The organism is Candidatus Hakubella thermalkaliphila, from assembly GCF_013281975.1.
Taxonomy (GTDB): domain Bacteria; phylum Actinomycetota; class Humimicrobiia; order Hakubellales; family Hakubellaceae; genus Hakubella; species Hakubella thermalkaliphila.
The window spans coordinates 1-11,766 of record NZ_BLRZ01000061.1; the positions used below are offsets into that span (position 1 = coordinate 1).

13 protein-coding genes are annotated in these 11,766 nt (G+C 48.8%); 2 read left to right on the forward strand and 11 right to left on the reverse strand.

Annotated elements, in window-relative coordinates; all coding sequences use genetic code 11:
* A partial coding sequence (locus HW443_RS06700) for an HNH endonuclease signature motif containing protein (RefSeq protein ID WP_176238009.1) occupies window positions 1-1,383 on the reverse strand: 1,383 nt, incomplete at its 3' end.
* A gap of 33 nt (window positions 1,384-1,416) precedes the next feature.
* Window positions 1,417-1,602, reverse strand: coding sequence for a hypothetical protein (locus tag HW443_RS06705; protein ID WP_176236039.1), 186 nt, complete (start codon window positions 1,600-1,602; stop codon window positions 1,417-1,419).
* Window positions 1,603-2,219: 617 nt separating this feature from the next.
* On the opposite strand from HW443_RS06705, the gene HW443_RS06710 reads away from it, so the two are divergent.
* Together HW443_RS06710 and HW443_RS06715 are read left to right on the forward strand one after the other, a co-directional pair.
* A complete protein-coding gene (locus tag HW443_RS06710; RefSeq protein ID WP_176236038.1) occupies window positions 2,220-2,525 on the forward strand; it encodes a ribbon-helix-helix protein, CopG family in 306 nt (101 codons plus the stop codon).
* The gene (locus HW443_RS06715) at window positions 2,513-2,962 is read left to right on the forward strand and encodes a type II toxin-antitoxin system VapC family toxin (RefSeq protein ID WP_219857228.1); all 450 of its coding nucleotides are present in this window, start codon (window positions 2,513-2,515) and stop codon (window positions 2,960-2,962) included. Before HW443_RS06710 ends, HW443_RS06715 begins: the two co-directional genes overlap by 13 nt.
* Window positions 2,963-2,971: 9 nt before the next feature.
* Here HW443_RS06715 and HW443_RS06720 read toward each other — a convergent pair whose 3' ends face one another.
* The 9 genes from HW443_RS06720 to HW443_RS06760 form a co-directional block, all read right to left on the reverse strand.
* On the reverse strand, window positions 2,972-3,673 hold the full coding sequence (locus HW443_RS06720; protein WP_176236036.1) for a prepilin peptidase: 702 nt from the start codon (window positions 3,671-3,673) through the stop codon (window positions 2,972-2,974).
* Window positions 3,674-3,726: 53 nt separating this feature from the next.
* Window positions 3,727-4,596, reverse strand: a complete 870-nt coding sequence (locus tag HW443_RS06725; protein WP_176236035.1) for a shikimate dehydrogenase — start codon at window positions 4,594-4,596, stop codon at window positions 3,727-3,729.
* Between the two features lie 115 nt (window positions 4,597-4,711).
* A complete protein-coding gene (yccX, locus tag HW443_RS06730) occupies window positions 4,712-4,990 on the reverse strand; it encodes an acylphosphatase (protein WP_176227172.1) in 279 nt (92 codons plus the stop codon).
* A gap of 160 nt (window positions 4,991-5,150) precedes the next feature.
* Window positions 5,151-5,645: a YqeG family HAD IIIA-type phosphatase gene (locus HW443_RS06735; RefSeq protein ID WP_176236034.1), complete on the reverse strand. Its 495-nt coding sequence runs from the start codon at window positions 5,643-5,645 to the stop codon at window positions 5,151-5,153.
* A gap of 308 nt (window positions 5,646-5,953) precedes the next feature.
* Window positions 5,954-7,015, reverse strand: coding sequence for an endolytic transglycosylase MltG (gene mltG, locus HW443_RS06740; RefSeq protein WP_176238011.1), 1,062 nt, complete (start codon window positions 7,013-7,015; stop codon window positions 5,954-5,956).
* 39 nt (window positions 7,016-7,054) lie between these two features.
* Window positions 7,055-7,480: a Holliday junction resolvase RuvX gene (gene ruvX / locus HW443_RS06745; protein WP_176235443.1), complete on the reverse strand. Its 426-nt coding sequence runs from the start codon at window positions 7,478-7,480 to the stop codon at window positions 7,055-7,057.
* Window positions 7,481-7,492: 12 nt separating this feature from the next.
* On the reverse strand, window positions 7,493-10,141 hold the full coding sequence (gene alaS / locus HW443_RS06750) for an alanine--tRNA ligase (protein ID WP_176235442.1): 2,649 nt from the start codon (window positions 10,139-10,141) through the stop codon (window positions 7,493-7,495).
* A gap of 271 nt (window positions 10,142-10,412) precedes the next feature.
* On the reverse strand, window positions 10,413-11,603 hold the full coding sequence (locus HW443_RS06755) for an AI-2E family transporter (RefSeq protein WP_308751077.1): 1,191 nt from the start codon (window positions 11,601-11,603) through the stop codon (window positions 10,413-10,415).
* Complete coding sequence (locus HW443_RS06760) at window positions 11,548-11,709, reverse strand: hypothetical protein (RefSeq protein ID WP_176238013.1); 162 nt, start codon at window positions 11,707-11,709, stop codon at window positions 11,548-11,550. The genes HW443_RS06755 and HW443_RS06760 overlap by 56 nt, the downstream gene beginning before the upstream one ends.
* Window positions 11,710-11,766: the final 57 nt, after the last annotated feature.

Genomic DNA, 11,766 nt, shown 5'->3' on the forward strand with positions numbered 1-11,766 from the left:
GTGGGAGAAAAGTTTTTTAAGGTACCGTTCAATTATACCAAACGCCTCCTCATCTACCTCCCGGAAGAAAACTCGGCGCCTTTCCTCGTCATCAATCAGGTTAAGGGCCTGTGCGATCACAACCCGGAGCATTGGCGCCCAGGCCCGCAGAGAACCTGCAGCATAAATCCTTTCGGCCGTCCGGTGAGCTTCATTTCTGGGTTCCGGGTTCCAGCGGTTGACCAAAGATATGTCTACTATGAGGTTTAGCAGTCGAATCAGGTTTTCCTTCTCCCTCTGCCTGAAATCCTCCGGACTCTCAAGCTCTGCGTCTATGGGCGGCGAGGCGACAAATTCAGCAAAGAAAGTACGCTGTACCGCAGACACGGTCAGGGGATTTTTCCGCGTCTTATTCTTCTCAGCTATATATTCACGCAGGCGATTTTCGGGATATTCCAGGATATCATTTTGAATGGCAGACCTCAGCCGCTTTACGGCTTCTGCTTTAGTAAGATCTTTAATGCGTACCAGAAACTCGACGAACCCTGCCTCCGATTTTTGCCCGGGACGCTCCAGGTATTGCTCCCAGTCCTCTCTGAAGAGGTCGCTATATCTAGCAATAAGAGTCGAGGTGTAGAAAGGCATTTGCCGGAGCTTATCATGAGCAGTCAGCACTGTTTCTTTGATTGCTCGGGGGTCTGCCTCAAGATAAATCTTACATTCAACCTGTTGCTGTCCTGCCCATACCTGTGCGGCAGTCTTATGTTGACCATCAAAGAGCAGAATTTGGCTGTCAGCCAGCCGGCATATAGCGGGAGCTAACTGGGTATACCGCAGGAAGTGGCGGTACAGTTCCCACATTCGGACAGGCTCTAGCGGACGCGGTTGGAGTTCACGGTCATTTTTCAAATGTTTGATCGAAACCAGAGCATAAAAATAAGTGAAGTGCGTAACCGGGCATCTGTAAAGAGGGAATAATTCCGCTTGCCCATTGTGCCAATAGACTTTGACATAGTTGTCATATGTTTCTATTCGGCAAGTCTTTCCATATCCGTCTTTCCCCAATCTGGATGCAAGTACATCATCAAGTCTGACACCGTCAGCCTTTTTAAATCCATCCTCAAAGAATCTGTCCAAATTTAGCTTGTCCCTAAACTCCTGTAACGATAGGGTCCGAATACGTCTGTGGTGCTCCCTGCACACTGGAGCAATGTTATCGATGTTAGTAGAGCCGTCTTCGCTCCACGGTGTTATGTGATGAAACTCAACCTGATCTGGATCTTCAATTGGCTCATTGTCTACAAAACACCGCAAAACGCCATCCTTGGTATGCCTCTCAACCACTTTTTTCTTCTCTTGGTCAGTCAACTGCCTTCTGGCCATCCCTTTCACCTCGCAACGCAACTTCGCCCTCTTCCGTCTTCCGCGAAAACTCCTTCAAATCAGTCGTCCCGCAACGCCACCCCCGCAGCCATCCGCAAGCGCTCCAGCATCCCTGGCTCCTGGCAGCAACAGAGCGTCCGGTCGATCCTCCCAAGACAGGAACGATGTTCCTAGAGTCGCGCGTACCTCCTCTTTGGTGGCCTTTTTTGGACGAGATCTGGCTGTAGGCTTGCCCGTCATGCAGGGCCACCTTATGATCCTATAACCATTATAAGGGATCGATCAGCGAAGACCAAGACTTTCCCCACTGTCCGCATCGCACTTCCTAATCTTACCTCAGAGGGGTGACAGATGCTGTCATTGCCACATACAGAGACCTTGTATTCTGTCTTGCTCCTCCCGGGCAGGAGAATCCAGCCAACATGCCAATCGAAAAAGCCCGTGAGCTCAGGTTGTGATGCCTCACAAGAGGTGACAGCACCCCATGTGCCTCCCCAGCCACCTTGAAGGAGTCAAAATGCTTGCCATTTTCCGTCCTTCGAGCAACAATCTAAGATGAATACAATTCCTTTGCTTTTCGACGGCTTAGTGTGGCGAGGCAAAGTGAGGGGCTGGCAGGTTTTGAAGGGCTTGGGTGACAGGATTTGACAGGGCAGGCGCTTAAAATATATAGCGGAACAACAATGTACTTGAGCCAGAAATGAGGATGATGATAAGGGGATAAACCTTTTAAAGGAGGTGCTTGCCGAGTGAAGTTAATATTTCGAGATGTGGCCACTCATCAAAAAGTTATAATTGACAAAAATAGAGATTGGTAATACAATATTAATGAATAAGTAATACCAGAGGTGATTGCTATGGGTGAAATGTTGAGTATAAAACTTGATGATCAACTTCTCAAGAAATTAGAAACTGTCGCCAAAGCACGCAAGGTTTCTAAGAGCTCATTAGTAAGGAAGGGGATTGAGCTTGTCCTTCTTCAAGAGGAGAGCTTATCAGGAGAACTGGTGAAACAAGTTAGTGAAGCTCTTAGGGACAATCAACGTGTGCCAGTTCACATAGACTGGCACCATATTGAGAAGGAGCTGTCCCAGAGTGCGCCTAAATGGGAAACGCTACCCGAGGCCATGAGCGCTAGCCGAAAGCGTGAGTGGAAAGAGTGAAAGTCTTTATTGATTCAGATATATTTATACGCGATTTACGGTATCCAAAAGATCAACGATTTCGTGAAAATTCGGCCTTCCTCGAGCAAGTATACAAAGGAAAGCTAAAAGGGTTAACTTCAATATATAATGTGTTAGAAGTGTGCGGCATATTATCTTTTAATCTAAGCGAAGAACGCCTTCTTGAACTTTACGCTGGATTTCGAGATAAATACAATTTGCAAATACTTTTTCCAAAAAGAAACGGTGAAAGTGTTTGCTTCCTCATCTCGGAGCTTTTCCTTCTCATTGCTAAGAAACTGAGTTTTGTGGATGCACTGATCGCCTCGATGGTTGAGCAAAACCATAAAGCTCTTGATCGATTTATCTCCTGGAATGCTGAGCATTTTAAAGATAAACTGAGCGTCGAAGCTATTACCCCACCGGAGATTCTGTAGCAAACACTGCTATAACCCTTTGTAGGTACTTATGATCTGCGTCCCCCAGAACAAAGAGATAATGGCTCCCAGGACCAGATGAGGAGCAAAGGGGATGTAGTCCTTTCTCGTTTTCTTCCTGGTGAGGATCAAAAACAGTCCGGTCAGAGCCGCGGTGACAAAGGCTATCATCAGACCCGGGAATACGGAGTAGCCCAGATAAATACCCATAGTAGCGGCCAGTTTGACATCCCCCATTCCCATTCCACCGGGTACAAGGAGAGCCAGAATCAGAAACAGACCACCTGCTACTGCAGAAGAAATCATGAGCTCCATCCATCTCTCTGGATAAGCCAGAGCTATGAATATCACACCAACAAGATAAAGTGGGAAAACAATCCTGTTGGGAACCCTCCTTTCCCTCAGATCGATAAAGAAAATGGCGATTAAGGAAGACCCAAAGATCAACACTGGAATCAGTTTTAGATGAAGGCCGAAAAAATAGAGGCTAAGAAGAAAGTACAGTCCGCCCATCAATTCAGAGAGGGGATGAAGCAGGGAGATGGATCTTCCGCAAGCCTGGCACTTTCCCCTCAACAGCAGGTATCCTAACAGAGGTATCTCCCCATACCAGACAGGCCGTTCCTGACAACAGTTAAATTGAGATAAAAAGGCCCGCTGGGTAGATTTGGGGTGAGGAATAACGAAATGGAGGCAGATAAGTCGCCCCACCAGGGTGCCTACCAGGAAGACCAGGAAATAGCCAAAAAACCTGTATGAGGAAATTACCTGCTCCTATCTTCAATTGATTTCAGATACTCAGTCAGTTCTTCGCGCACTATGGGAAGGGGGAACTCCTTACCTGTCCATATTCGGAAGGATTCGGCTCCCTGATGGATGAGCATCTCCAGGCCGGAAACAACCCGGGCCCCCCTCTCCTCCGAATCTCTTAACAATTCTGTCCTGAGAGGCCAGTATGCCAGATCATACACTATGTGGCGCTGGTCGATGTCATCAGTGGGAATAGGAATTCCTGGATGATCCTTCATACCTACAGAAGTCGCGTTAATAATCAGGTCTGAGTCACTTATCACCAGAGCCAGACCCAGATCATAGCTCGCCGTATTAATCTCGGTCTCAGGCTTAAAGCTGCTCAGCTCCTGAGCGAGTCGGTGTGCTTTTTGGGGAGTCCTGTTCAATACAGTGAGCCGGGCAACTTCCTGCTGTGCTACCACGAAAGCAACGGCCCGGGCTGCTCCACCCGCCCCTATTAAAAGGACCTTTCTGCCCTGAAGGGAGATGCTCTTTTCTCGCAGAGAATTCAGAAAGCCGATACCATCGGTGTTGAACCCCATTATCTTGCTGTCTTTAAATAAAAGAGTATTGAGGGAACCGGTTAAGATCACACTCCCATCCTTGATATCCACCCACTCCACAGCTTCCATCTTAAAGGGCATGGTCACATTCAGGCCTACCATCCCCAGATCCCGAGCTCCCTCAATAGCCGATCTGGCTCTGGCTGGCTCCACTTCAAAAGAGAGATAGACCCAGTTAAGTCCTAAATGGGAAAGGGCTCTATTATGCATGATGGGGGATAGGCTATGCCGCACCGGATTACCGATAATTCCCACCACTTTGGTCTCAGAGTCAATCAATATAGATCTTCCCCAAACTAGAATATCTTGAACTTAGTATTTTCATAGAGCTCATTTCCTCAAATCCTGGTCTCGCAGACAAAAGGAAAACTGGTTTACGGCCTGACTATCATCCTTAGAATCTAAGCTCAAAGCCCCTGAACTGGGAAGGCCCCCTGTACTCGCTCACCTTGACCTCCCTGACCAGGGCACTCGAGGGCCCTTCTTTCAGGCGGTTGATAAAAGAGGCCACGGTTTCCTCATCTCCCTCAGCCACTATTTCGACCCGACCATCCCGCATGTTTCTGGCATACCCAGCCAGTCCAAGGGTATGAGCATGCCGAAGAGCAAAATAGCGGAATCCTACACCCTGCACAATGCCCGAAACAAGGATATGCTTGCATACCCTCTTCATATTTCAAAGCACCTTCTCTCCCTTGAAAATAACCCAATTTTCATGCGACGTGGTGCGCCGCGGTGCATGGGCGATTCCCTTGAAAATAACACAATTTTCATCCCTTGAAAATAACCTCATGCGATGTGGTGCGCCGCGGTGCATGGGCGATTCCTTGTAGTTATGGAGAGGGACTTCTCCTGAAAGGCCTCTCCACCCTCCTTATCATCCTGGTCCACCAGTGCTCTCGAGAACCCAGGGGGGTGACCAGAATGGTGATCAGGCCTGCTCTATTTCCCCCCCAAATATCGGTAAAAATCTGGTCGCCCACCCCAGCTACCTGATGCGCTGGCAGGTCCAGGGCCTCAAGAGCTTTCCTGAAAGCCCTCTTGAAAGGCTTCATGGCATTGGAAACATAGGGAACTCCCAGAGAATCAGATATGTTCTTCGCCCTGACTGAAGTGTTGTTAGAGACAAGACATATTTTAATCCCGCTGTGTAACAAAGAGGAGAACCATGCTTCCCGTTCAGGGGAGAGAAATGCCCCACCATGTTCCAGCGAAGTATTGTCCAGATCGATAATCAACCCCTTGAGGCCCTTGGCCTTCAGGTCTTCAGGTCCGATGTGATATAGAGATTCGTATGAATAGTTTGGTCGGAGAACTTGTAAGAACATCGTTTACTAAAACTGAACCTCCCCAGGGCTAAAGTCCGGGACCTGCGACGGCTTAACTTCGACCACGTTCTGTCATAAATATTCTCTTAGTAATTGGCGATGATGCAAGCATCACTCAGGAACCATGAAAATATTGGGTCTATTTTCTAGACAAGGAGCGCATTTTTTCGGTAACAGCCATGATCGACCCTGGTACTCCCACAATACGTTTAAAGAAGGCGCCTCCGGCTAAACTTAGATCAATCATGATATCGGTATCACGGGAAGGCCCACAATACCTTTAAAGAAGGCGCCTCCGGCTAAACCCTTCACTTCTCCTTTCGCTTCTGATTCAGAATCTTTACATGTTCCTCGTAAGTCCTGGTAAAAGTATGAGTACGTCTTTCCTCATCGGTGACCACAAAGTAGAGATAATCCACATCAGCCGGATTTAGAGCTGCTTTTATGGACTCAAGACCGGGATTAGCAATGGGGGTGGGAGGCAGACCAGGATAAAGTCTGGTGTTATAGGGGGTATCTGTCTGCAGGTCTGAGACGGTAAGGGGTTCATCCCATTTGTCCAGCCAGTATGTAAGAGTAGCATCTATCCCCAAGGTCATCCCCTGCTTGAGTCTATTATGAATAACCCCTGAGATCAGGCGGCGCTCCTCTGGAACATGAGCCTCCCGTTCGATCATAGAAGCAATCTTGACGATGTCATAGGTGCTGAAGCCCTCTGCTTCGGCCTTTCTCCAATCAAGCCCCTCGGTTTCTGTGGCAAACTGCGCCAGCATCATATCTACTAACTGTTCGGCACTGGTCTCCTCGGTAATTTCGTAGGTTTTAGGAAAAAGAAACCCTTCTAAAGAACTAACTCCTTCTAGAAAAGGGTAGTCATGCCTCTGGGGTATGGCTACCTCCAGGAACTCTCTCCTGCTGATGGGACTGCTATTCTGAACTTTATCAGCAACCTGAGCCACGGTATACCCCTCCGGAATGGGTATTTTATAGGTCACTACTATAGGCCCCTGCCTGAGAACCTCCAGGGCTTCCTGATAAGAGGAGTTGGTGAGAAAAACATAATCACCTTTCATGATGTTTTTATCCATCTCTTTGTATCGGACATAGAGCCTGAATATTAAAGCACTCCTGATGATCCTCTTCTCCTCTAAGTCCCTGGCGACCTCCCGAAGAGAGGCTCCTTCCGGAATAGTCACGGAAACCTCTTCCCGGGTCACATCCCCAGAGGTTTGGGAATTGCTGAGGCAGGCTAACCCTGACGTGCCGACCAGGGCCACCAGAACCAGCAAGATTAGAGCAAGGGCAGCCTTTCTACCTCGAAAAATATCCGTCCTCACTTTTGGAAAGAATAAGGAAGTCTTAACAGGCATCTATTTCGCGGCTCAAGGTCTTGAGAGTCCGCCTCTGGCCTACGTTTTCTCTCCTCCCTTTCCCCTCAAGTAATCCAGGTAACTCTGCAGGATAAACGCAGCCGCTACCATATCCACCTTCTTACCTATCTTCCACCCCAGAATTTCCCTCTCCCTCATGGCCTTCTCGGCCATGGTGGTAGTATATCTTTCATCCCAGGTCCGGACAGGTATCCCCAGAGGACCGAGGATCGCGCTCACATTATCTAAAAGCTTTCTATTCTCTGGACTCACTGATCCCCGCAAGGAAGTAGGCAGTCCGATGATGATCTCGTCTACCTGGTACCGAGATAGTATATTCCTTAAATCATCTACCCACTTTTTATTTCTCTTCAACACTTCGAGAGGCGTTGCCACTAAGTTCAACTCATCGGATATGGCCACTCCAATCCTTTTATGCCCTATATCCAGCGCTAACTTCCGCATCTTTTGCCCGACTCACTGCCCAGAGCCGATCTTTAGCTTCTCTACGGCCAACATCCTGGCTTTCTCCACTGCCTCAGCCAGTCTGCCTGCCGATTTTCCACCGGCCTGGGCGAAGTCACTTTTGCCTCCTCCTCCCCCTGATATAAGGGGCGAGACTTCCCTCACGATCTCATCACACCTGATCCCTTTCTCCACCAGATCTGCCGTTGCCGCCACCAGCATCAACGGTCTCCCATTGTTTTTGGAAGCTAGAACAATGAAGCTACTGGTGGTCTTTTTCTGAAGATTATCCATAATAACTTTCAGGTGATCCAGCTCTATATCATCGAAAATGTGGCCGATGAGAGCCGTCCCTCCAATCCTGAGAGACCCGGTCAGCTCCCTTTCCAGTTCCGCAAGAGCGCTTCTCACTTTCAGAGAAACAAGCTCTTTTTCTTTGTTTTTGAGCTCCCTCAAAAGAACCTCTGTCCTGGCCACAATCTCCTGGTCACCAGTTCCTAAGAGAGATGATAGCCTCTTGACAATCTCATCCCTTTCCCGCAAATAATGCACCAGGCCAAAACCGGTCACCGCCTCTATTCTCCTCAGGTTGGAGCCAATGCTGGATTCACTGATTATCCGGAAAAGGCCGATCGCTCCAGTATTGGCCACATGAGTGCCCCCGCACAGCTCCCGACTTATATCTCCTACCTCTACTACTCTTGCAAACTCCCCGTACTTCTCCCCGAAAAGAGCTATGGCGCCCATCTCTTTAACATGTTCCAGAGAGGTCACATAGCATCTTACCGGCAGGCCGTCCAAAATCTTGTTATTGACCAGATTCTCCACCTTCACCAGCTCCTCCTCCGAAGGAGCCTGAAAATGAGAATAGTCAAACCTCAACCTGTTGACCTCTACCAGAGAGCCAGCCTGCTTCACGTGGTCACCCAAAATCAGCCTCAGGGCCCAATGGAGAAGATGAGTAGTCGTGTGGTTGCGACAGATAGCCTTTCGCAGACCAGCATTGATGCGGGCCAGGGCCTCCTGGCCCACTGCTACCCGGCCTTCCACCACCACTCCTCGCTGAACATGAATTTCATCCAGTACGGGGTAGGTAGCCTCAACCCTTATTCTGCCTGTCTCTGTGGTTATCTCCCCTTTATCTCCTACCTGGCCGCCTCTCTCGGCATAAAAGGGAGTCTCCCCCAGGACGACCTCTATCTCATCGTCAGGACCTGCTTCTCCGACCTTGGTACCGTTCTTGACCAAAGAAGTGATCTTCGTCCGAACCTCATCTTTCTCGTATCCCACAAAAGAGAGCTTTTGTCCGGCAGTCAGGTCTCGGTACACCTCTTCCGGTCTTTCCTTAAGGTCGTAGAACTCCTGGTAGGACCTGGCCCTTTCCTTCTGTTCGCCCATCAGCTTCTCATAGCCTTCCATATCTAGAGAAAGACCCTCCTCTGAGGCTATCTCCTGGGTCAACTCTACCGGAAATCCATAGGTATCGTAGAGCTTGAAGATGATATCACCAGATATTATGCTCTTTTGATCCACCTTGATCTCAGCAATATAGTCATCCAGAAGGACAAATCCCTGCTTCAGGGTTCGGGAGAACCTCTCTTCCTCTCCCTGGATCACTTTCTGGACATGCTTCTGGTGCTCCAAGAGCTCGGGGTAGATATCGCCCATGGAAGTGATGACCGACTGGCTCAGATTGGCCAGAAAGCAGTCCTGGATATCCAGAAGCTTGCCGTGTCTGACAGCTCTTCTAAGCATTCTTCTCAGAATATAGCCTCTCCCCTCGTTAGAAGGAAGGACTCCATCGCTAATTAAGAAGGTTATGGCCCGAGAGTGATCAGCCAGAATTCTCAGAGATCGATCGGTGGTTGAGCTCTGACCATAAACAGCCCCCGAAATTTCTTCACCTGACTTTAGAATTTGGGCCAAAAGATCAGTCCTGAAAACATCTCTCTGATCCTGAAGGATGGCAGCAACTCTCTCCAGGCCCAGACCAGTATCGATATTTTTTTTGGGTAAGGGCAGGAGAGATCCATCCTGTTGGCGATCATATTGCATGAACACCAGATTCCAGATCTCCAGAAATCGGCCGCACTCACAGGTAACATCGCACTGCGGCCGGCCACAGCCTATGCCTTCTCCCTGGTCGTAGTGAATCTCTGAACACGGCCCGCAGGGACCGGTGGGACCCATATTCCAGAAGTTAGTCTTCTCTCCCAACCTGAATATCCTCTCCTGAGGAAGTCCAACTTTCTTATTCCAGATGTCAAAAGCTTCATCATCATCCTCAAAAATGGTTATCCAGAGCTTAGTCCGATCCAGTTTGTAACCTTCCGTCACCAGTTCCCAGGCCCAGGGGATAGCCTGCGCCTTGTAATAGTCGCCGAAAGAAAAGTTGCCCAGCATCTCAAAAAAGGTAAGGTGAGTTCTATCATCCCCGATGGCCTCGATATCGGTGGTTCTGAAGCATTTTTGTACGGTGGTCGCTCTGGTATATTCTGGTTGTTTTTGACCCAGGAAGTAGGGTTTGAACTGAACCATTCCGGCACTGGTGAGAAGAAGAGTAGGATCATCAGGCACCAGAGAGGAGCTGGATACCCTTTTGTGTCCCCTGGCCTCAAAAAAGCTCAGAAACTTCTCTCGTATCTTTGCGCTTTGCACCACACAATCCTTCCTGAAAAAATATCTAACTCAATATCTAAAATATCTAAAGCCTGTTCAGGCAAACCATCTAGAGATCTCTAAAAATCAAGCTTCAAGGGAATCCTAAAGAATTTTAAAGCACGTTTTGTTTTCTGTCGACCACCCAAAAGAAGAAGTTTTTCAAAACTCTACCCCGAGAAATACCCCTCTTCACCTTCGTGGTGTCGCCTGCGGCAACATGGGCGACTCATTTGATTTAGCGAGAACTCCCCGCCGGTAAGGGCGGGGGTATCTATCTGACAATTTTCTCCTTCTTTTCCGCTTTGCTGCCCTCACCGTCTAACGCACCCGCCGCCTTAACCTCTACACCTTTTTTCTTCAGCACAAAGGTCAGGACTAGCTCTTGAGCGACAGCCACTAATGGTACTGCCAGCAATATTCCCCAAAGACCAAATAGAACGCCACCTGCAATAAGAGAAAAGATAGCCACAACCGGATGAACCCCCACGTAATGCTTCATGACATTAGGGGAGATAAGAGCATTGTCAATCTGCTGCACCACAAAGAAAAGAACTACCACCAACAGAGCTTTAATGGGGCTATCCAGAAGAGCTATAATGGCCGCCGGCACCGCACCGACCACCGGCCCCAGGTAAGGAATAACGTTAAAAAGGCCAGCGATCATGCCCAACAAGATAGGATAATCCACGCCCAGAATTATGAGAACCAGGCTACACATGATCCCTACTATAAGAGCCACGGTCAACTGCCCCCTGACGAAGCCACCCACGGCTCTGTTGATGATGGAGATCACTGAAGTTACCGTCTCTCTTCTTGATTCCGGAAAGACCTCGAGAAAGAATGCTCCAATTCTCTTAAGGTCCTTCAGAAGATAGAAAGCCACAATGGGAGCCAGGATGAAGGTGGCTATGGCGGAGATGAGACTGATGGTAGCCACGGGGGCTCGTCTAAGAATGCTCAAAGCGAAGGCCTGGAATTCGGAGATAGCGCTCTCCACCACATTCTCCAGTGCAGGAGGCAACTGGAGCTGCATCCGAAGATATTGTTCGCCTAAAGCAGCTCCGATCTCCCTTGCCCTGGCCAGGTGAAAGGGAAGCCCCTCGATAAATCCTCTGATCTGTTGGACCATCACCGGGATTACAAAGACCAGAATGATGGCCACAACGGATAGGAAAATGAGATAAGCAATCAAAGTAGAATAGATCCTGGGAACCCACCGCTCGAAATAGGAGACCAAAGGACTCAGAATATAGGCCAAAAGAATAGCCAGGACAAGGGGGGTAAAGGCAAATCTTAGGAAATAAACAAGATAGAGCGCAGCCAGGACAATGACACCAATCCCTATCAGGCTCCAGGAGATTATGCCTACCCGCTTTATCAGCTCTAATTTCTCTCTTTCCATTGGCTCACCGGGCACTTCTGTTCCGGATCCTCCCTCCCTTGAAAATAACATAATTTTCATGCGACGTGGTGCGCCGCGGTGCATGGGCGATTCCCTTGAAAATAACCCAATTTTCATCCCTTGAAAATAACATAATTTTCATGCGACGTGGTGCACCGCGGTGCATGGGCGATTCCTTCCATCATCTCGGCCGCGACATCTGACTACTTGGATGAGATAAAGA